Raw genomic sequence first — 21,224 nt, forward strand, 5'->3', positions numbered from 1 at the left:
AAAAGACGAAGTAGCAAAGCTACCTCGTCTTTTTTTAGTCTTTATAAGCTACAATTCCAATAATAGTATCAACCGCACGCTCCATGGTTTGAAGACTAACATATTCAAAACGACCATGCATGTTTTCACCACCAGCAAAGATATTTGGCGTTGGAATTCCCATAAAGGAAATCTTTGATCCATCAGTTCCACCACGAATTGGTTCAATAATAGGTGTGATACCAAGGTCTTCCATAACTGCTTTGGCAATGGTTACTGGTGTCATATCCTTTTCAATGACTTCTTTCATGTTGTAGTATTGGTCTGTCAAAGTCAAGGTTACACGATCGCTACCAAGTTCTTGATTCATCTTATCAGCAATAGCTTGCATGGCAGCTTTGCGTGCTTCGAAGTTTTCTTTTTCGAAGTCACGAATGATGTAACTAGCACTCGCTTCCTCAACAGTACCAGTTATATCCATGAGATGGAAGAAACCTTGGTAACCCTCAGTCAATTCAGGTCGGTCACCAGCTGGAAGTTGATTGTGGAAGTCAATTGCCAACTGAAGAGCGTTAACCATTTGTCCCTTAGCAGTACCTGGGTGCACATTACGACCTTGGAAATGAAGTTCAGCACCGGCCGCTGAGAAGGTTTCGTATTGCAATTCTCCTAGAGGTCCGCCGTCAACTGTATAAGCGAAGTCAACATTGAAGTCCTCTGCATCAAATTTATTGGCACCAACGCCGATTTCTTCATCTGGTCCGAATCCAACTCGAATTTCACAGTGCTCAATTTCAGGATGAGCGTTTAAGTATTCGATAGCGGTCATGATTTCAGCGATACCAGATTTGTCATCGGCACCGAGCAATGTAGTCCCATCTGTAGTAATTAAAGTTTGGCCAGGATATCTCTCTAAACTCTTGAAATCAGCAGGATCTAATTTGAAACCAGAATTACCTAGATTGATAACTCCGCCGTCATAGTTTTCAATAACCTGAGGATTAACGCCTTCAGCATTAAAATCAGCCGTATCCATGTGGGAGATAAAGCCAATCTTACGAGTTAAACTTGGGTCGTTAGCTGGAAGAGTTCCAATCGCAAAACCGTTTGGTAGATAGTAGACGTTTTGCAAACCGACACCCTTCATCTCTGGGATGAGAACATTAGTGGCAAAGTCGACTTGACTTTGAGTACTTGGTGTAGTAGTAGAATTTTCATCTGAACGTGTGTTAACCTTAACATAAGTTAAAAAACGCTCTAGTAATGTAGGGTATTTCATCATAACTCCTTTTTATAATTTTTTTATTTTCCTAAACAAAATTGACTAAATAACTGAGTAATAAGCTCATCTGGCGCTGCATCACCGGTGATTTCCCCAAGAATTTCCCAGGTGCGGGTCAAATCAACTTGAAGCAAATCAACTGGCATTCCCAGTTCAAGTCCTTCATTAACTGCTTGTAAGCTTTCGACTGCCTTTTCAATTAATGAAATATGACGGGCATTAGACAAGTAAGTAGCATCTTGCTCGACTAGTCCTGCATTTTCAAAGAAGAGGTTGTTGATTCGCTCTTCAATCTTGTCAATGTTTTGATTTTTAAGGACTGAAATACGGATGACATCTTCAGGAAGTTCCTGAGTTTCAATCGCTTCTGGTAAATCTGTCTTGTTAAGAAGAATAATACGGTTGGTATCTTGGCTAATTTCAAGAAGTTGTCTATCTTGAATAGTTAGTGGTTCGCTAGCGTTTAGGACTAGTAGAACTAAGTCAGCTTCATTGAGGGCTTTTTTGGAGCGTTCAACCCCGATCTGTTCCACGACATCATCTGTTTCACGAATACCTGCAGTATCAATCAACTTCAGTGGAACACCGTTAATATTAACGTATTCCTCGATGACGTCACGAGTAGTCCCTGCAATATCTGTTACAATGGCCTTATCTTCACGCAGGAGGTTGTTGAGGAGACTCGATTTACCAACATTTGGACGCCCGATGATAGCCGTGGAAATTCCCTCACGGAGGATCTTACCTCGGCGTGCTGTCTTTAGAAGATTGGTCAAGAGCTGTTCGAACTCTAAAGTCTTTTCACGGACAACAGCAGTAGTAGCTTCTTCCACATCGTCATACTCAGGGTAATCGATATTAACCTCAACCTGAGCCAAGGTATTGAGAATTTCCTGACGAGTATTGTTAATGAGGTCAGACAGGGATCCATCAAGTTGTTTGACTGCTATATTCATAGCCTTGTCAGTTTTAGCACGGATGATATCCATGACAGCTTCAGCTTGGGTCAAGTCTACACGGCCATTGAGGAAGGCACGCTTGGTAAATTCTCCAGGTTCTGCCATACGAGCACCTTCACGGATAGCTAATTGCAGAATTTCATTGGTTACGGCAATCCCTCCATGGGTGTTAATCTCTATAATATCCTCACGAGTAAAGGTCTTCGGAGACTTCATAGCCCCAACCATGACCTCGTCCATAACCTTACCAGTTTGAGGATCAACGATGTGTCCGTAGTTTAGAGTGTGGCTAGCAACCTTGCTCAAATCCTTGCCTTTAAAAATTTTCTGGGCGATAGTAAAACTATCTGTTCCGCTTAAACGAACAATCCCAATAGCCCCTTCACCAAGCGGTGTCGAGATTGCAGCAATGGTATCAAATTCGCGTGTAATCATTTCATTTCCTTTTTACAATTTATATACAAATATCACTTAAAATTGTAACAAAATAAAGTTATTTATTCAACGAATGCCACTTATAAAGAAAAGCCTAAGCAGATTGCTTAAGCTTTACTTAGTGCGCATTTCCCCTTGCGGGAAGTAAGTTCCTTCAGGCATATCGTTGATGATGACATGGACAGCAGATTGTGGTGCACCAGTGTTACGAACCACGGCTTCCGTTACTTCCTTAGCTAAGGCTTTCTTTTGCTCTAGCGTGCGTCCTTCAAATAAATCGATGCGTACAAATGGCATAATAGTTCCCTCCACTCGCTATATGATTTCTTTTATTTTACCACATTTTGCCATTTAAAGCTCTGAGAAAATATGATATACTAGAATGTAGAAAAAAATTAGAAATGGACGTGAAATAGAAGCATGGCACAGTTGTATTATCGTTATGGGACTATGAATTCAGGAAAGACCATTGAGATTCTTAAAGTAGCCTATAACTATGAGGAGCAAGGCAAAAGTGTTGTCATCATGACTTCAGCTCTGGATACACGTGATGGTGTTGGCTATGTTTCAAGTCGGATTGGGATGAAAAGACCAGCAGTTGCTATCGATGATACTACGGATATTTTTGGATTTATTCGAGACTTACCTGAAAAGCCCTACTGTGTTCTTGTCGATGAAGCCCAATTTTTAAAGCGTCACCATGTTTATGACCTAGCGCGTGTTGTCGATGAGTTAGACATACCTGTTATGGCATTTGGTTTAAAGAACGACTTTCGTAATGAACTTTTTGAGGGATCTAGACATCTATTGTTACTAGCAGACAAGATTGATGAGATTAAAACCATCTGTCAGTATTGTAAGAAAAAGGCGACCATGGTACTTCGTACGCTAGATGGAAAGCCTACTTATGAAGGAGAACAAATCCAAATAGGCGGTAATGAAACCTATATCTCGGTATGTCGTAAACATTATTTTGCCCCATTGATAACATCTAAAAAGGAACAAGACTATGACAATTGAACTAAGAGATGTTACAATGAAAAATTATTTTGATGTTCTGAATTTGGATGTTAAGGAATATCAAAAACAATTTATTGCTACCAACGCAATTAGTTTAGCTGAAGCATATGTCTACACAAAAAATGGAGATTTTGTAGCTCCATTGGCAGTTTACGATAATGATGCAATCATAGGTTTTGTGATGTTAGCTTATGATAAAAAAATCGGAATTAGTAATGGAAATTATTTACTATTTCGTTTCATGATTGATAAGCATTTTCAAGATCAAGGTTATTTTAAACCAATTATGGATAAGGTGCTAGACTATGTTCGGACAGCGCCAGAAGGTTTATCTAATAAACTTTGGTTGTCTTATGAATCAGAAAATGAACATGCAAGATATTGTTACCTCAGTTATGGATTTAAAGAAACTGGGGAAATATTTGAGAACGAAGTAGTAGCCATATACGATTTAACAATTGAGAAATAAGGAGAAAGAATGAACATCTATGATCAACTACAAGCTGTAGAAGACCGTTATGAAGAATTGGGAGAATTGCTGAGTGACCCAGATGTGGTCTCTGACACCAAGCGTTTCATGGAGCTTTCAAAAGAAGAAGCTTCAACTCGTGACACAGTAACAGCCTACCGTGAATACAAACAAGTCCTTCAAAACATCGTTGATGCTGAAGAAATGATTAAAGAGTCTGGCGGAGATACTGACTTGGAAGAAATGGCCAAGCAAGAATTAAAAGACGCTAAGGCTGAAAAAGAAGAGTACGAAGAAAAACTGAAAATCTTGCTTCTTCCAAAAGATCCAAACGATGATAAGAACATTATCCTAGAAATCCGTGGTGCAGCTGGTGGTGATGAAGCAGCCCTCTTTGCTGGCGATTTGTTAACTATGTACCAAAAATATGCTGAAGCCCAAGGCTGGCGCTTTGAAGTTATGGAAGCTTCAATGAACGGTGTTGGTGGTTTCAAAGAAGTGGTTGCTATGGTTTCTGGTCAGTCTGTATACTCTAAACTTAAGTATGAGTCTGGAGCCCACCGTGTGCAACGTGTTCCAGTGACAGAAAGCCAGGGTCGTGTTCATACATCTACAGCTACCGTCCTTGTCATGCCTGAAGTCGAAGAAGTGGAATACGATATTGATCCAAAAGACCTACGTATCGATATCTACCACGCATCAGGTGCTGGTGGTCAGAACGTCAATAAGGTTGCGACTGCCGTTCGTATCGTTCACTTGCCAACCAATATCAAGGTGGAGATGCAGGAAGAACGTACCCAGCAGAAAAACCGTGAGAAGGCTATGAAGATCATTCGTGCGCGTGTGGCAGACCACTTTGCTCAGATTGCTCAAGATGAGCAAGATGCTGAGCGTAAGTCTACAATCGGTACTGGTGATCGTTCAGAGCGTATCCGTACTTATAACTTTCCACAAAATCGTGTAACAGACCACCGTATTGGCTTAACCCTTCAAAAACTTGATACTATCTTGTCTGGTAAACTAGATGAAGTTGTGGATGCCTTGGTCCTTTACGACCAAACGCAAAAATTAGAAGAATTAAACAAATAATGAAATTAGCTCAAATATTTAAAGATTTTGAGGAAAAGTTAATAGCACAAGGAGAGGAAGCAGAAAGCCTCTCCTTTGTCTATCGTAGTCTTAAAAATCTATCTTTTACAGACTTTATATTTGCTCTTCAGCAAGAGGTCACTGATGAAAATTACAAATTTGTAGAGGACATTTTCATCAAGCTAGTTAGCCATATACCTGCCCAATACATTATCGGTCATGCTGAATTCTTTGGGATGGAGTTAAAGGTGGATGAACGGGTATTAATCCCCCGTCCAGAGACTGAAGAGTTGGTGGAGCTTATCCTAGCTGAGAACCCAAAGAAAAATCTCAAGGTATTGGATATTGGGACAGGAAGCGGAGCTATAGCCCTTGCTCTAGCTAAAAGTAGACCTGATTGGACAATTACAGCTGCTGATATTTCACAAGATGCCTTAGATATAGCAGAGGAAAATGCTAAAGAGAATTCTGGAGATTTAATTTTTATAAAATCTGATTGTTTCTCCGAAATCTCTTCAAAATATGATATAATTGTATCCAATCCACCCTATATTTCTCGTAGAGATGAGTCAGAGGTTGGTTTAAATGTACTACATTCTGAACCGCATCTAGCACTCTTTGCTGACGAGGATGGTCTTGCAATCTACCGTAAAATTGCGGAGGAAGCCAAAGATTATTTAACTGATGGTGGTAAGATTTATCTTGAAATTGGCTACAAGCAAGGACAAAGTGTTCCAGCACTTTTTAGGGAGAATTTTCCTAAAAAACAAGTGAGGACACTAAAGGACCAATTTGGCCAAGATAGGATGGTTGTCATTGATGATAGATAGAATAAAGCATGAGTTGAAAGATGGTGGTGCAGTAGTCTTACCGACAGAGACAGTTTATGGTCTTTTTGCAAAAGCATTAGATGAGAAGGCTGTTAATCATGTCTATCAGCTCAAAGGTCGTCCTAGAGATAAGGCACTTAATCTCAATGTCGCTTCGCTGGATGAGATTTTGTACTTTTCTAAACATCAACCGGTCTATCTAAAGAAACTTGTAGAAACATTTTTACCAGGGCCTCTGACCATTATCTTAGAAGCTAATGACAAAGTACCCTACTGGGTTAACTCAGGTTTACCCACAGTTGGATTCCGAATGCCAAGCCATCCTGTAACTCTGGATTTGATTCGTGAGTTTGGTCCCCTAATCGGCCCATCTGCAAATATCTCAGGATGTAAGAGCGGAGTGAACTTTAAGAAGATTATAGAAGACTTTGACCAAGAGGTCTTGGGACTTGAAGACGATGGTTTTTTAACAGGTCAGGATTCGACTATTATAGATTTGTCCGGAGAAAAGGTAAAAATTTTACGTCTAGGTACTATCACTCAAGAAGACATTCTTGCCAAGATTCCCGAAATCTCTTTTGAGGAGGTATAAGATGCTACGTGATTTAAAAGCAGTTGATGTTGAAGCGATTTGTGTCATTAACAAAGAAGCTTTAGGTTATACTTTTAGTCCAGAGGAAACAGCTAGTCAACTAGCCAAACTGTCTCAAGACTCCCATCACTTCCTACTTGGTTATGAGGATGATACTAGTCATGAATTGGTTGGTTATATTCACGCTGAGGTTTATGAGTCTCTCTATTCTAAAGCAGGATTCAATATCTTAGCCTTGGCAGTGTTGCCGCAAAGCCAGGGTAGAGGTTTTGGTAGAGATTTACTTGAAGGGTTGGAGAAAGAAACAAAAAGACGCGGTTATGAGTTTATTCGATTAAACTCTGCAGACCATCGTCTTGGTGCTCATGCATTTTATGAAAGAGTAGGTTATACTTGTGATAAAGTGCAGAAACGATTTATTAAATTATTAAAAGGAGAAGACCTATGATTTTTGACAAAGATGATTTTAAAGCTTATGACGCGGATCTTTGGGATGCTATTGCTAAAGAAGAGGAACGTCAACAAAACAATATTGAGTTGATTGCTTCCGAAAACGTTGTAACTAAGGCTGTAATGGCAGCACAAGGTTCTATCTTAACCAATAAATATGCTGAAGGATATCCAGGACGTCGTTATTACGGTGGTACGGATGTAGTAGATGTTATCGAAACTTTAGCTATTGAACGTGCAAAAGAAATTTTTGGTGCTAAGTTTGCCAATGTACAACCCCACTCAGGAAGTCAAGCTAACTGTGCAGCCTATATGGCTTTGATTGAGCCTGGTGACACTGTAATGGGAATGGATTTGGCGGCAGGTGGTCACTTGACCCACGGAGCTCCTGTCAGCTTCTCAGGTCAAACCTACAACTTCGTTTCATATAGCGTTGATCCTGAAACAGAACTCTTGGATTTCGATGCTATCCTGAAACAAGCCCAAGAAGTAAAACCAAAACTAATTGTAGCTGGTGCTTCAGCCTACTCTCAAATCATTGATTTCTCAAAATTCCGCGAAATCGCTGATGCTGTAGGTGCAAAACTTATGGTAGATATGGCTCATATTGCTGGTTTGGTTGCAGCTGGTCTTCATCCAAGTCCAGTACCATACGCACATATCACAACGACAACGACCCACAAAACACTTCGTGGCCCACGTGGTGGTTTGATTTTGACTAATGACGAAGATCTTGCTAAAAGAATCAATTCTGCTATTTTCCCTGGTATTCAAGGTGGACCATTAGAGCATGTTATTGCAGCTAAGGCTGTTTCATTCAAAGAAGTATTGGATCCAGCCTTCAAAGAATATGCTGCCAATGTTATCAAGAACAGCAAAGCCATGGCGGAGGTATTCTTGCAAGATCCTGATTTCCGCATTATCTCTGGTGGTACTGAAAATCACCTCTTCCTTGTTGATGTGACTAAGGTAGTAGAGAACGGAAAAGTAGCTCAAAATTTGTTGGACGAAGTTAATATTACCCTAAATAAAAACTCAATCCCTTACGAAACACTGTCACCATTTAAGACAAGTGGAATTCGTATCGGAGCAGCCGCAATAACTGCACGTGGTTTTGGTGAAGAAGAAAGCCGTAAAGTGGCTGAACTCATTATCAAAACCCTTAAGAATGCAGAAAATGAAGCTGTCTTAGAAGAAGTCAGAAGCGAAGTCAAAGCATTGACAGACGCATTCCCATTATACGAGGACTAATACTTTTATGGACATTTATATTAAGAAAGCTATTATCCATCAATTCAGCCCTGATGACACGGAGTTGTTACTAGCGGATAAGTTTCTCAATATCACTCCAAAAATCGAGGAATACTTACGTAAAAAAGTTGAGCGTGTGTATTCTGATGAAGCTAAGACAGGGATTTTCGAAGAAGAAAATCCCTTCTTCAATCACATTACAGACGATTTACTGGAGACATCGGTGACGCTAGCAAATCTCTGGAAAGAAGAGTTCGGCATTTCTGAAAATCTCAAGACCAATGACTTGATTTTTGTGCAGTTTTCTAAAGAAGGAGTAGAGCACTTTGCTTTTCTACGGATTGCCTTACGGGAAACTTTGACTCACCTAGGTGGTGAAGTGGACAATCCAATCAAACTAACTCAAAATAACTTACCTGGATTTGGAACAGGTGCAGATGAAGCTTTAGTCGTAAATCTAAAAACTCGCAAGTATCATCTCATTGAAAAGCGTATTAAGTACAACGGGACTTTTCTCAATTATTTTTCAGAAAATCTCCTAGCTGTAAATCCTAAAATTTCTCCAAAGAAATCTATCAAGGAACTAGAAAAAACAGCTCAAAAGATTGCCGAAACTTTTAACTCAGATGATTTCCAATTTCAATCTAAGGTCAAGTCTGCAATTTTCAATCATCTAGAAGAAAATAATGAACTTTCTCCTGAAAAATTAGCTAACGATTTATTTGATAACAATCTGACGGCTCGTTTAAGCTTTGTTGATCAAGTGAAAGAAGTAGTACCGGAACCTGTGCAATTTGATGAAATAGATGCTAGTCGTCAACTGAAACGCTTTGAAAACCAAAAACTTTCTCTATCAAATGGGATTGAATTAATTGTGCCAAATAGTATTTATCAAGATGCTGAGTCGGTTGAATTTATTCAAAACGACAATGGAACATACTCTATCTTAATCAAAAATATCGAGGATATACAAAGTAAATAATGTTTAAATTTATACGAAGAATGCTGGTACTAGCAGTCTTCCTTTTCGCTGGATATAAAGCTTATCTGATTCGTCAGGATGTCAAACAAGTCATGACTTACCAACCCATGGTACGTGAGATCTTGAATGAAAGAGATACACCAGCAAACGAAGAGCTTGTGCTCGCCATGATCTATACAGAAACCAAGGGTAAAGAAGGAGACGTGATGCAGTCAAGTGAATCTGCTAGCGGCTCCACTGATACCATAAACGATAACGCAAGTAGTATTCGTCAAGGAGTTCAAACCTTGACAGAAAATCTATATCTAGCTCAAGAAAAAGGAGTGGATGTCTGGACAGCTATACAGGCTTATAACTTTGGACCTGCTTATATTGATTTTATCGCCCAAAATGGGAAAAAGAATACGATTGCTCTAGCTAAACAATATTCTAGAGATACAGTTGCGCCGACATTAGGTAATACAACAGGGAAAACCTATCGCTACATCAATCCTATTTCTATTTTTCAAGGTGGAGAACTTTATGTGGATGGGGGAAACTATTATTACTCTAGACAGGTTCAGCTAAATCTCTATATCATGAAAATTTTTAATCTATTTTAAGCATCTAGAATTTCTAGGTGCTTTTATAAGTTTTCTTTAAGAATACTTTAATATGCTAGAGAGGAAAAGGAGGAACGTCTCATGCGAAAGAAATTCTTTCTGACGAGCGCTGCTGTTCTTTTGGCGGTTGCAACATTGCAAAACGTTTATGCAGCAACTGATGTTCAAAAAGTAATTGATGAAACCTATGTTCAACCTGAGTATGTCTTGGGTTCTTCACTAACAGAAGATCAAAAAAATCAAACACTTAAAAAACTTGGCTACGATGCCTCTAAAGATACAAAACAGTTGAAAACTATGACACCGGATGTCTACTCAAAGATTATGAATGTTGCAAATGATTCAAGTCTACAGCTTTATTCGTCTGCAAAAATTCAAAAATTAGGAGAAAAATCACCACTTGAGGTCAAGATTGAGACACCTGAAAATATCACTAAAGTAACGCAAGATATGTACCGTAATGCGGCTGTTACCTTAGGTGTCGAGCACGCGCGTATCACTGTTGCGGCACCAATTCCAGTTACTGGTGAAAGTGCCTTAGCAGGTATTTACTATTCCCTTGAGTCTAATGGTGTTCAATTACCTCAAGAAAATAAAAACTTGGCTCAGGAGGAGTTAAAAGCCTTATCGGACATCAATGATGAAAACAAGGACAAATCTGGCTATGATGCCAATAAACTCAATGTAGCCCTTGCTGATATCAAGTCTGCTATTGCTAAAGCTAAAGAGTCTAAGGGTGAACTTACTGAGGATGATGTTCGTAAGATTGTCGAAGATACATTAAAAAATTATAAGCTAGATCAGGTTATAACAGGAAATCAGATCAATGTCATCATCAACTTTGCTTTCAATCTTTCAAAGAGCGATATTCTTAATAACGAAGACTTTACAAAGACTCTAAAAGATTTGAAACAAAGCATTGTTGCGCAAGCAGGTGACAGTTTCAGCAATATCGACCTAAACTTTGATGCAAATAAAGCTATTCAAGACGGTGGCAATATCCTCAGCTCTATTTGGCAAGCTATCCTTGATTTCTTCAAGAGTTTTGGTGCTTAGGTCAATTCATGGTATAATAGATGGTAACAGGATTGTTGCCGTCTTTTTTTGTCGGCTTATAGAAAGTGAAAAATATGTTAAAGAAAAATGATATTGTAGAAGTTGAGATTGTCGATTTGACCCATGAAGGAGCAGGTGTTGCCAAGGTTGATGGATTGGTCTTTTTTGTAGAGAATGCTCTACCGACTGAGAAAATCCTCATGAGAGTACTTAAAGTCAATAAAAAAATTGGCTTTGGTAAGGTCGAGGAGTACCTGACACAATCTGCACATCGTAATCAAGACTTAGATTTGGCTTACTTGCGTTCTGGGATTGCTGACTTGGGACATCTAGCTTATCCAGAGCAACTCAAGTTTAAAACCAAGCAAGTGAAAGACAGTCTTTATAAGATTGCTGGTATCAGGGATGTAGAGGTTGCTGATACTCTTGGTATGGAAAATCCTGTCAAGTATCGTAACAAGGCTCAGGTTCCTATTCGTCGCGTTAATGATGTTCTAGAGACTGGTTTCTTCCGTAAGAATTCTCATGATCTTATGCCTCTTGAAGATTTTTATATTCAGGATCCAGTCATAGATCAGGTTATTGTGACTTTTCGAGATTTGCTCCGTCGATATGATTTGAAACCATATGATGAGAAGGAGCAGTCAGGCTTAATTCGTAACCTTGTTGTGCGTCGTGGACACCATTCAGGACAAATCATGGTTATATTAGTGACAACTCGTCCAAAAGTCTTCCGAGTAGAACAGTTGATTGAACAACTTGTCAAGCAATTTCCAGAAATTGTGTCTGTTATGCAGAATATCAATGACCAGAATACCAATGCCATTTTCGGGAAAGAATGGCGCACTCTCTATGGTCAAGACTATATTACCGACCAAATGTTAGGCAATGATTTTCAAATCTCTGGACCAGCCTTTTACCAGGTCAATACCGAAATGGCAGAAAAGCTATACCAGACAGCTATTGACTTTGCGGAGTTAAGTGAAGATGATGTGGTCATTGACGCCTACTCAGGAATTGGGACTATTGGACTATCAGTCGCTAAATACGTTAAGGAAGTTTATGGCGTAGAAGTCATACCAGAAGCCGTGGAGAATAGCCAGAAGAATGCTAGTTTAAACGGTATCACCAATGCCCACTATGTCTGCGATACAGCTGAAAATGCCATGAAGAATTGGCTCAAGGAAGGCATCCAGCCAACTGCTATCCTAGTCGACCCACCACGAAAGGGCTTGACCGAAAGCTTGATCAAAGCAAGCGCACAAACAGGGGCTGACCGCATCGCCTATATCTCCTGTAATGTAGCCACCATGGCGCGTGATATTAAACTCTATCAAGAGTTGGGCTACGAATTGAAGAAAATCCAGCCGGTGGATCTTTTTCCGCAGACTCACCATGTTGAGTGTGTAGCTTTGCTGGTAAATGCGTAAAAACCTTCTAACAAAAGGGATACTGAAAAGCCTTGAATGTAAGGCTTTTTTTGCATTTTTGTGATAGAATATAGGTAGTTATAATCGAGAGCAACTAAGAAGCAGAAAATATTATATATAGAATAATCAAAATAAGGAAGATAGAATGATAGAAATTGATAAAAGGAATTTAAAAAATTATCTTTATATTACATTTGGAATTACTTATATAGCTTGGGGGCTTCTCGCCATAATTACGCAATCTCATATTTTGGGATTAGAAACGATTATAGGGAGAATGTTACATATAGTAGGTGCACTTGGTCCAGCTATTGCAAGTGGCTTTTATTTGAAAAGGAATAATATAAAATTTCAACATTTTCTATTTAGTAAGAAAGAAAATAGTAGTATTTATTTCATTATTCATTTGTTAGTAATTTTGATACTATTTTCTGTATCTTCCTTAGAATTAAATGGAGTATCCATTTATCTGATGCCATTATTCTTTATACAACTAATTTTTTTTGGTGGTGGTCACGAAGAATTAGGATGGAGAGGAATATTACAGCCATTACTTGATAAAAAATATACCTATTGGCAATCTAATTTGATTGTAGGATCAATTTGGGGAATATGGCATCTGCCTTTATGGTTTATAGTTGGAGAAAGTCATCAAGGATTTCCTTTTATTTTATTTTTTATATATACATTATTTTTAAGTTTTGTTTTAGGGCTTCTTTACCGTCAAACCCAATCAGTAGGATACTGTATATTATTTCATGCATTCGCAAATTTGTTAAATCTTTATTTTGTGTTAAAAATTAATGTTATTTTTATTATCATTTTTATTCCTTATTTAATTTATACAATATTGGCAAGTAATAGAATTAGTAAAGAAAAGGGTTTTAAATTTTAGAAAAGGAAGTATTATCATGGGAATATTCGATGATTTTAAGTACAAAGAAAAATGCCAAAATGAAGAAAAAGTAATTGAGGTACTTAAAAAGATTTTAAGAGCAATTCATCTAAATAATTATAGAGATATTATGGATTGTGTTGATGGTTCAGAAGTTGATGATGTAAGAGAGTTACTTGAATATATTGACGATTCATTACAATTAAATGATTTTGATAAAATTGATGAATATGGTGTAGAATGTAATTTCCATCCGAATTATGAGTATTCTCAACTACAAGTTTATGAATTTAATGATCAAACTGGCTTTGTTGTTGATTATCAGATGACCTCCGAATCTGAATTAGTAGATTTAACTTTACAATTAGAATTTTTATACGATAATGATGGTTACAAAATAACTTCTATAGATGTAGATCCTGGATAAACCAAACTTAATTATCTTTGTTATATGATAAATGTGTATATTAAGGATAGATAATTTGATTGTAAATTGCTTTAAAATATCGTTTAGTTTTTCAAATATTGGGAGAATGAAAGATGTATCTATTGGAATTGTATCAAAATGATTATTCTAAAGATTTAGTCGCGTTTGGGTCCTTAAAAGAAGGAAAAGAATTTGTATCTAAAATAACTTGATATACTCTAGAAAATGAAAATGATTTTGTTCAAGGTAATAAATTAGAAATAACGTATATTTAGATGAAAGGTATAGAGTAAACATGAGTCTCTTATTTGAAGAATTTAAAACCATTTGTTTCCATTTAAATCGAGTCGGAATTACACCGACACTGATGGGTTCTTTGGGATTGGAGTATAGAACGAAAGAAAATTGGGGGCCGTCTGACATTGACATTCATGTGCCTGGTGATCCTAGAGGTTGGGAAGCACCTGATCATCTCAGAATTTATGACTGGGACAAGATAATGAAAGTGATGAAAGACTTAGGCTACGTCTTAATAGATATTCATGAGCATGAATTCCAAAAGGATAGAGTGAGTGTTGAATTTGGAAGTATCGATTCCTTACCTGATTTTGCAGGAGTTTCGGAATCGGATATAGAGCTTATTCACATTGAAGACATCACTTTTTGTCTTCCAAGTCTGGAGCAGTATCTAAGTATTTACAAAGCTTCTTCTCAAGACTCCTATCGAAATGATCACAATAACAATAAGGATTTTAAAAAGATCGAGTGGTTGGAAAGACATTTGTAAATTATCATATGAAAAGTAGTAAGTTGTAAGACTGGCTGCTATGTTATTTTTATTGCTTATTTAATCTATACAATATTAGCAAGTAATAGAATTAGTAAGTAAAAGGATTTTAAATTTTAGTACTGGACATATATTTTTGAAAGTAATGATTGGCTATTTAGAGGATTTGATAGAGAGTTTTCTATTTGATGAGGCATCACTGCTTTTACGAGCTTAGACAGGAGGATAAAATAATGGAGATTTTGGAAATTAATCCTATTTCGGTTAAAAAAAGAATGACTGAACTACTATTTGATTATCTTTTAATCATAACTTACTTGGGTATTCTGTTTCTTTGCGCTATAACTTATTACTACTTTGTTTTTAATGGTGTGCCAATGCAAACAGAATTTCAGGCGCAGACTCTTACATTTTTTATCAGTGTCCTACCAATCATGCTTTATTTCACATTTTCGGATTATTCAAAAAATGGAAGTTTTGGGAAATCAAAAGCAGGGCTTCGTTTGGTCTATCAGAAAAAAACAATTCAGGCTAGCTTTATTAGAAATCTCATCAAATTTTTACCTTGGCAATTAGGGCATATGGGAACTATTCATGGAGTCTATAGCGATTTTGATTTAATATCCATTATTCTTTCGTCTTTAGCAACCCTACTTGCACTTTTGTTACTGGCAATGGCATTTTTTAGAAAAGATAAAAGGCATCTAGGAGATTTACTAGCTCATACACAGGTTCAGTTAGAGGGTGATAACAAGTGATTAAACTTAGCTGTTTTAAAAAAGTGAATGAAAATTGTTTAATTGACAATCATAACCAATCCTATAAGAGTTTTGAAAATATAGAAACCAAAAAAGGCACTTTAATCGGCAGCCATCAATCTCAGACCAATAACTTAACTTGGTTTGCTTATCGAAAAAGTAGACATGAAATTCGGATTGAAGTGAGAGACGAAAAGAATCTTCAAAGTTCCTATTTAGATTTTGAAGATAATTTTCTTGATTCTGAGGTAACTTTTAACAACTTTTCTGATAATATAATCATCGTTTCATTGACAGCGGGCCAGAATGGATCGCAGGACTTTTGCCTTGAATTTTCTAATCATGAGCTAAGTATGAGACATAAATTTCCACGAAATTTAGCGTATGTTTTTACGATTGACGATGATAGTTCGTTGTTGGTAAATTTTTACACAACTGAATTTTATAAAATATCGAATCATGGTTTTCAAATAAAGTCTAGCCAACAATTTCCTGTTTTTGAAAATGACGGGTTATCAAACGTATGGAAGATAAACAATTCTTATGGTGTATTCTCTACAACAGAAGAAAGATGGTTTGTGTTTCGTTTAAAGACATTAGAGCTTGTTGATGAAATGGTACTAGATATATGCCAAGGAGACTACTCTGGGATAGACACGCTGTTTCATACAGGTAATCAATTGATTTTTAGATGCTATCATTACAATGAAGGAACAAAAGAAGTCGAATACGTGAGTGTAGAAAAGTGTGATTTGGAGAGCATAATTAAAAAAACAAGCTAGGAGGGTTCTCGATGGTTATATTGGAAATGTATCAAAATGATTATTCTAAAGATTTAGTCGCGTTTGATTCTTTAAAAGAGGGAAGAGCCTTTGTAGCTCAAATCCCAGGGTATACTTTAGAAAACGAAGATGGGTTTGAAGTGGAGTTTGTGAACCCAAAACACTTGCCGGATTATATGGAAATTGTATTCAATGGAAATATTGTCCCTTTATCTATGTTTTCGTTTAATTCTGAGGAAAATGTGGACATTATTTGGAAAGAGATTTCGAATCTATCTGTTAAAAATGATAAAGTAATCGAAGGTTATTCAAAAATCGACGCGTATGTCGTTAACAACGATGAAGTGAAAGCCTATGTCGAAGCCAGAGAAGCAAATTTCTGCAAGACAAAAGAATTCTTAGAAAGCAAAGGGTATGAAGTCGATAGAAGCTTTTTCGGAAGTGAAGACGGCGAAGCGATTCTCTACAGAGAAAAAGGCGCTGAAGATTGGCATTTCTTATGTCACCTAGGTCCATCGTTTATAGAGATTGAAGATGTAGAGGGATATGCGAAAGAAGCGCTTGAAGAGTCCTTGCAAGGAGAATGAGATGGTTGAATGTAAAGTAACTATCGTAGAAGCATTCGACCTTAATCAGTTCCCAGATTGGTGCAAGGCGATTCTGACAGATGCGAACGGAGTGGAGCATGCTTTCGTTGACAAGCTTCCAGTGTTTGGATTTGAAGAAGTGGAAGTTAGGAGTCTTCCTGTTGAAAAAGTTATTGCTTTTGGAGTAGTCCGTGATTTAGGAATCATCGTTGAAATTGATACGTCAGTGCCACACGGCTTTGAAACAGAAGATGGAAAGAGTAGATTTCTTGTAAGAAAAAAGATACCATCAAAATTCTAACAAATAGCTCTTTAACTATAAATGTTATAGGTTGAAACATAATTTTAATTACGTGAAGAAAAAACAGGATAAAGCAAAATGGATTATAAAGCATTACGAAAAAAATATGTCCTTTATAGATATGTTGCCATTGTTTTGGCTATTATTTGTATTCTCTTTGTAGCTTGGATGGTGAGAGATACCACTTTTCAAATATTGCTTATTTTATTAGTGAACGTTCTCCTGTTTCTTATTATGCTATTTATTAAAAAAAGCTATATAGGAGCTGGAACTAAACTTTTACATACGGACCTGGATTTACCATCTTGGAGACAGTATATTGAATATCATAAACAATCAAATAGACCAATCATGCAGATGGATGCTTCCTTAACGTCCGTATCTTATTTATATATGACTGGGGATTTCGATGGTGCTATTAAAGAAGCAACGGAAACACTAGCTAATACGAAACTAAAACCAAAATATAGAGATTTGTTAGAAAGTTATCTCATTCGATCTACTATTCTTTCTCGACCTGATTTGAATAGAGAAGAGCTTGATGATATGCTAAACGATCTGACTATTACTGATCCTATGCTAGCTGACAAGACTAAAAATACGAGTTATGCTCTTCATGATTTAACGATTGCTCATAAAAGTAATGATTATTTTGAAGACTTGGAGAATGAATTTAAGTATCAAAAACTTGAAATTAGTTACTATCAGGCTTTAAATGCTAAATTAAAAGGATATGTAAATAGATCTAATGAATTATTTAGGAAGCTAGTTCAAGAAGATCAAGAGTTGTATATTGTTAAAAAAGCTAATGAGTTTTTACATAGTTAAGATTATAGACTATTCATAAAGATACAAACCAATCGAACAGAAATGTCGGTTGGTTTTTCAATGCTAGATCTTGTAAACTTGCTAAATAAACTAGAATCAAGTACAATAAATTTAGATAGTTCTATATGTATAGTTTTTACTCAATATAAATCTATCAGTCTAATACAGCACCAAAAAAGTGAATGAAGAAAGAGTTTCTTACTTGCTTTGATTGTTTTTAAAATGTTTAAGGAGAACGATAGATGAATAAAATTATGGTAATCATTAATCCAACCTCTGGTGGTGAAAAAGCCCTGGATTATAAGGTGAAACTGGAAAATAAAGCTAGAGACCACTTTGAACATGTGGAGATTAAAATTACGGAAAAAGCGCAAGACGCAACAAACTTTGCAGAAGAAGCTTCTCGAGAGCATTATGATGCTGTTCTTGTTTTTGGTGGAGATGGTACTGTTAATGAAGTAATCTCTGGTATTGCTGAGAAAGATTATATTCCTAAACTTGCGATTATTCCAGGAGGAACTGGAAATCTTATCACCAAACTATTAGAAATCAATCAAGATATTGATGGTGCCATTGACGAGCTTGATTTTAGTTCTACCAACAAGATTGATATCGGAAAATCAAATGGAAACTATTTTGGCTATATTTTCAGTATTGGTTCATTACCAGAAGCCATTCATAATGTTGGCATAGAAGATAAAACAAAGTTTGGTATGCTAGCCTACGCGATTAATACTATGAAGTCTATGGTTACAGATCAAGCATTTAACATTACAGTTGAGACTGAAAATGGAAATTACATTGGACCAGCCAGTCATGTTTTAGTTCTCCTCACCAATTATTTCGCTGACAAAAAGATCTTTGATGAAGACAAGGATGGTTATGCTAATATTTTGATTTTAAAAGATGCATCTATTCTTACCAAATTGTCAGTCATCCCTGACTTATTAAAAGGAGATGTTGTTGTAAATGATAACATCGAGTATATGAAAGCTCGTCATATCAAAATCTTTTCAGATAGTGAATTAGAAACGGATGTTGATGGTGACAAATCCGATAACTTACCAGTAGAAATCAAGGTGCTAGGTCAGCATATCGAGGTCTATTCTCAACCGAAAGAATAATGAATTTCACTCTTAACAACAATTTTATTTAAGAAAGAAACGCCTATGAAATATAAAAGATTAGCGACTATTGGTCTTTGCTCGACGCTTCTTTTGACCATAGTGGCTTGTAGTCAAAGTCAAAAGACAAGCGAAGCTACTACGGAAAATTCAGTCAGTCAATCACAATCAAATCAGGTTTCCTGGAAAGCTACTTATAGTAATATGAACAGTAAGCCCAGCGAAGAAGAAGTTCGGAAAGCCTTGGCTGCGCATTTGGATAAAGACAGTGTCGATGCATTTTTCAACCTTGTCAATGATTACAACGCGACTGTCGGTTCAGTTGGCCTAACTGGAGATTTTTCTACATTCACCAAAACAGACTATGATGTAGAAAAAATTACCAATCTTTGGACACCGAAAAAAGGTGATTTTGTCGGTACCAACTGTCGTATTAACAGTTATTGTTTATTAAAAAATTCCATCGAAATTCCTAAGTTAGAGAAAGATGATTCCCTCTTATTTGTCGATAATGACGCCATTGATAAAGGAAAGGTCTTTGGTACAGAAGATAAGGACGCCTTTGATATCTTATTTTCAAGAGTCAAGACCGATGCAACGACAGATGTTAAGGTTCATGCAGCGAAGATGGAAAACTTCCTCTCTCAATTTAAGTTTAATGAAAATGCAAGAATGCTATCTGTTGTAGTTCATGATGACTTGGATGGTCATTCCCTCTTTATTGGCCATGTCGGGATACTTGTACCAAGTGAGGACGGCTATCTCTTTGTCGAAAAGTTAACCTTTGAGGAGCCTTATCAAGCCATCAAATTTGCGACCAAGGAAGATTGCTACAAATATTTAAATACAAAATATGAAAACTATACAGGTGAAGGTCTAGCTAAACCATTTATTATGGATAATGATAAGTGGGTTCAATTTTAAAGGAAGGCACTGAATTGGAAGAAGTACTGACATTCATAATTTTTGTCCTAGTCGGAGTATGGGCTGTTTGGGTTATCAAAGGAAATCAGCAGAGACCAAGAAAAAATGAGAGGTTTATTGGTTATATCAATCGATACGATGAAGATGGAGAACCTTACCAAGCTGAAGTTTGGGAAGTGACAGAAGATGAGGAGTAGACATATGGAATTACAAGATTTTACAGAAAAAGAACAAGAAATGATTAAAAAGGGACTAACTTTCTCTAAGCTGAACGATAAGGAAACAGCCGATAAGATTATCGCCTTAATCCCTCAGGATATGATTAAACGGATTCCATTTTTTGTTAGAAAACATGCCATTACTCGTACTGTTAAGAGAATCTCGCTAGAGTATCCAGAGTTGTATGCTGTAGCTGAACAAGAAGGCCAACTTCCTGAAAAAGAAGCCCAAGAATTGCGCCAAATTCTTACAGATATTTTCCAAGAAAAAATGAACAAGCATAAGATTAAATAAGTTTTGAGATTTATCAATAAGGTGTCGATTGAGCATTAGGAGTTTAGTATGGCTATTGATGGCGTTAAAATCATTGACAGTGATCAAGGTTATGATATTTATAATGAAGTAGTCGGTCGCTATAGAGACGGTGATCATGTGTCCGATATTATCAAGGATATCCTCGATGCAGAAAAAGATTACTGTCAAACAGACTTTTTTACAGAAATTTATTGGACTGCTCTTGCCTACTCACTGTGGAAGATTGGTCACCTGACAGACGATATCAGAGATAAAACCTTGGAGCTTATCAAAAAAGGGGCTGATCCATTTTGGTTGGAAATAGATTCAAAGGCTTTGAAGCAAAGGCAAAAGGTCTTGGATAAACTTGCTATCCAGTTGAAAACTGAAAATCCTAGACCTCTAAAGGTCCTCAAGACCAAAGCTAAACGCAAACCCTACTTTGTAGAAGGGGATCTCCTTGCTGTTAAGTTCAAAGACCAGTATGGTCTTATCTTTGTATCTATGGTTGATCAGAGTCCTAGAAAGCTTGAGTATCATCTGGCTTGCACGCGCCTCTTACAGACAAAAAAGCCCACCATCGATGATTTTTTGACCAGTCAAATCTCCTGTAAGATGGAAAATACAAAGTTTGCTCTCGTTACAGACTGCTGGTTCAATCACAAAGATTTAGGGCAATTATTAGAAAATATTGAAAAAATTGGACAGGTGAAACTCAGACCTTTTAGTCTTTGGATGCTGGCACCTGCCCAAAATTTAGAAGATATTTATCAAGAAATCACTAGAGATAAAGGTTCCTCTGGCATTCGATTCATCGAAACCTATAAACTTGTCGACGATATTTTTCCAGTTTAATGCTTATGTGATAAAGG

General features: G+C 36.9%; 27 protein-coding genes. 24 read left to right on the plus strand and 3 right to left on the minus strand.

What is annotated here, in order from left to right; genetic code table 11:
- Window positions 1-34: 34 nt before the first annotated feature.
- The 3 genes from pepT to QM847_RS00730 all read right to left on the minus strand — a co-directional run bounded on the left by pepT (window position 35) and on the right by QM847_RS00730 (window position 2,952).
- Window positions 35-1,258 (minus strand): peptidase T, encoded by a 1,224-nt coding sequence (gene pepT, locus QM847_RS00720; RefSeq protein ID WP_414353260.1) that lies wholly within the window; start codon window positions 1,256-1,258, stop codon window positions 35-37.
- 23 nt (window positions 1,259-1,281) lie between these two features.
- Window positions 1,282-2,655 carry a tRNA uridine-5-carboxymethylaminomethyl(34) synthesis GTPase MnmE gene (mnmE, locus tag QM847_RS00725; protein WP_414353261.1) on the minus strand — a complete coding sequence of 458 codons (1,374 nt, stop codon included), beginning with the start codon at window positions 2,653-2,655 and terminating at the stop codon, window positions 1,282-1,284.
- Window positions 2,656-2,769: 114 nt separating this feature from the next.
- A complete protein-coding gene (locus QM847_RS00730) occupies window positions 2,770-2,952 on the minus strand; it encodes a 4-oxalocrotonate tautomerase (protein ID WP_001117401.1) in 183 nt (60 codons plus the stop codon).
- 123 nt (window positions 2,953-3,075) lie between these two features.
- Here QM847_RS00730 and QM847_RS00735 point away from each other — a divergent pair, with 123 nt between their 5' ends.
- From QM847_RS00735 to QM847_RS00850, 24 genes are all read left to right on the plus strand, one after another.
- Window positions 3,076-3,675 carry a thymidine kinase gene (locus QM847_RS00735; RefSeq protein ID WP_414353263.1) on the plus strand — a complete coding sequence of 200 codons (600 nt, stop codon included), beginning with the start codon at window positions 3,076-3,078 and terminating at the stop codon, window positions 3,673-3,675.
- Complete coding sequence (locus QM847_RS00740; RefSeq protein WP_414353264.1) at window positions 3,665-4,144, plus strand: GNAT family N-acetyltransferase; 480 nt, start codon at window positions 3,665-3,667, stop codon at window positions 4,142-4,144. The genes QM847_RS00735 and QM847_RS00740 overlap by 11 nt, the downstream gene beginning before the upstream one ends.
- 9 nt (window positions 4,145-4,153) lie before the next feature.
- Complete coding sequence (prfA, locus tag QM847_RS00745) at window positions 4,154-5,233, plus strand: peptide chain release factor 1 (RefSeq protein WP_414353265.1); 1,080 nt, start codon at window positions 4,154-4,156, stop codon at window positions 5,231-5,233.
- On the plus strand, window positions 5,233-6,063 hold the full coding sequence (prmC, locus tag QM847_RS00750) for a peptide chain release factor N(5)-glutamine methyltransferase (protein WP_414353266.1): 831 nt from the start codon (window positions 5,233-5,235) through the stop codon (window positions 6,061-6,063). Before prfA ends, prmC begins: the two co-directional genes overlap by 1 nt.
- Window positions 6,053-6,655: an L-threonylcarbamoyladenylate synthase gene (locus QM847_RS00755; RefSeq protein ID WP_414353267.1), complete on the plus strand. Its 603-nt coding sequence runs from the start codon at window positions 6,053-6,055 to the stop codon at window positions 6,653-6,655. The genes prmC and QM847_RS00755 overlap by 11 nt, the downstream gene beginning before the upstream one ends.
- A 1-nt stretch (window position 6,656) precedes the next feature.
- Window positions 6,657-7,103 (plus strand): GNAT family N-acetyltransferase, encoded by a 447-nt coding sequence (locus tag QM847_RS00760; RefSeq protein WP_414353269.1) that lies wholly within the window; start codon window positions 6,657-6,659, stop codon window positions 7,101-7,103.
- Window positions 7,100-8,356, plus strand: coding sequence for a serine hydroxymethyltransferase (gene glyA / locus QM847_RS00765; RefSeq protein WP_414353270.1), 1,257 nt, complete (start codon window positions 7,100-7,102; stop codon window positions 8,354-8,356). Before QM847_RS00760 ends, glyA begins: the two co-directional genes overlap by 4 nt.
- Window positions 8,357-8,363: 7 nt before the next feature.
- Window positions 8,364-9,338, plus strand: a complete 975-nt coding sequence (locus tag QM847_RS00770; RefSeq protein ID WP_414353271.1) for a nucleoid-associated protein — start codon at window positions 8,364-8,366, stop codon at window positions 9,336-9,338.
- Entirely contained in the window at window positions 9,338-9,940 is a 603-nt protein-coding gene (locus QM847_RS00775; protein ID WP_371499314.1) for a lysozyme family protein, read from the plus strand. The genes QM847_RS00770 and QM847_RS00775 overlap by 1 nt, the downstream gene beginning before the upstream one ends.
- Before the next feature lie 81 nt (window positions 9,941-10,021).
- A complete protein-coding gene (locus QM847_RS00780; protein ID WP_414353272.1) occupies window positions 10,022-10,996 on the plus strand; it encodes a DUF1002 domain-containing protein in 975 nt (324 codons plus the stop codon).
- 74 nt (window positions 10,997-11,070) lie between these two features.
- Entirely contained in the window at window positions 11,071-12,426 is a 1,356-nt protein-coding gene (rlmD, locus tag QM847_RS00785; protein WP_414353273.1) for a 23S rRNA (uracil(1939)-C(5))-methyltransferase RlmD, read from the plus strand.
- A gap of 145 nt (window positions 12,427-12,571) precedes the next feature.
- Entirely contained in the window at window positions 12,572-13,321 is a 750-nt protein-coding gene (locus tag QM847_RS00790; protein ID WP_414353274.1) for a lysostaphin resistance A-like protein, read from the plus strand.
- 16 nt (window positions 13,322-13,337) lie between these two features.
- Window positions 13,338-13,748 carry a hypothetical protein gene (locus tag QM847_RS00795; RefSeq protein ID WP_414353275.1) on the plus strand — a complete coding sequence of 137 codons (411 nt, stop codon included), beginning with the start codon at window positions 13,338-13,340 and terminating at the stop codon, window positions 13,746-13,748.
- 295 nt (window positions 13,749-14,043) lie between these two features.
- The gene (locus QM847_RS00800; RefSeq protein ID WP_414353276.1) at window positions 14,044-14,535 is read left to right on the plus strand and encodes a phosphoribosylanthranilate isomerase; all 492 of its coding nucleotides are present in this window, start codon (window positions 14,044-14,046) and stop codon (window positions 14,533-14,535) included.
- A gap of 233 nt (window positions 14,536-14,768) precedes the next feature.
- Window positions 14,769-15,293, plus strand: coding sequence for an RDD family protein (locus QM847_RS00805; RefSeq protein WP_414353277.1), 525 nt, complete (start codon window positions 14,769-14,771; stop codon window positions 15,291-15,293).
- On the plus strand, window positions 15,290-16,075 hold the full coding sequence (locus QM847_RS00810) for a hypothetical protein (protein ID WP_414353279.1): 786 nt from the start codon (window positions 15,290-15,292) through the stop codon (window positions 16,073-16,075). The genes QM847_RS00805 and QM847_RS00810 overlap by 4 nt, the downstream gene beginning before the upstream one ends.
- 11 nt (window positions 16,076-16,086) lie before the next feature.
- Window positions 16,087-16,662, plus strand: a complete 576-nt coding sequence (locus QM847_RS00815) for a hypothetical protein (RefSeq protein ID WP_414353281.1) — start codon at window positions 16,087-16,089, stop codon at window positions 16,660-16,662.
- 1 nt (window position 16,663) lies between these two features.
- Complete coding sequence (locus QM847_RS00820) at window positions 16,664-16,963, plus strand: hypothetical protein (protein WP_269796891.1); 300 nt, start codon at window positions 16,664-16,666, stop codon at window positions 16,961-16,963.
- Between the two features lie 78 nt (window positions 16,964-17,041).
- A complete protein-coding gene (locus tag QM847_RS00825) occupies window positions 17,042-17,791 on the plus strand; it encodes a hypothetical protein (RefSeq protein ID WP_414353282.1) in 750 nt (249 codons plus the stop codon).
- A gap of 242 nt (window positions 17,792-18,033) precedes the next feature.
- The gene (locus tag QM847_RS00830; protein WP_414353283.1) at window positions 18,034-18,915 is read left to right on the plus strand and encodes a diacylglycerol/lipid kinase family protein; all 882 of its coding nucleotides are present in this window, start codon (window positions 18,034-18,036) and stop codon (window positions 18,913-18,915) included.
- Between the two features lie 45 nt (window positions 18,916-18,960).
- Window positions 18,961-19,839 (plus strand): DUF4300 family protein, encoded by an 879-nt coding sequence (locus QM847_RS00835; protein ID WP_414353284.1) that lies wholly within the window; start codon window positions 18,961-18,963, stop codon window positions 19,837-19,839.
- Window positions 19,840-19,853: 14 nt separating this feature from the next.
- A complete protein-coding gene (locus QM847_RS00840) occupies window positions 19,854-20,036 on the plus strand; it encodes a hypothetical protein (protein ID WP_178895047.1) in 183 nt (60 codons plus the stop codon).
- A 4-nt stretch (window positions 20,037-20,040) separates the two neighbouring features.
- A complete protein-coding gene (locus tag QM847_RS00845; RefSeq protein ID WP_084975324.1) occupies window positions 20,041-20,352 on the plus strand; it encodes a hypothetical protein in 312 nt (103 codons plus the stop codon).
- A 48-nt stretch (window positions 20,353-20,400) separates the two neighbouring features.
- On the plus strand, window positions 20,401-21,207 hold the full coding sequence (locus tag QM847_RS00850) for a hypothetical protein (RefSeq protein ID WP_414253615.1): 807 nt from the start codon (window positions 20,401-20,403) through the stop codon (window positions 21,205-21,207).
- The last annotated feature ends 17 nt before the right edge of the window (window positions 21,208-21,224 follow it).

Source organism: Streptococcus timonensis (assembly GCF_047463455.1).
GTDB classification, from domain to species: domain Bacteria; phylum Bacillota; class Bacilli; order Lactobacillales; family Streptococcaceae; genus Streptococcus; species Streptococcus timonensis_B.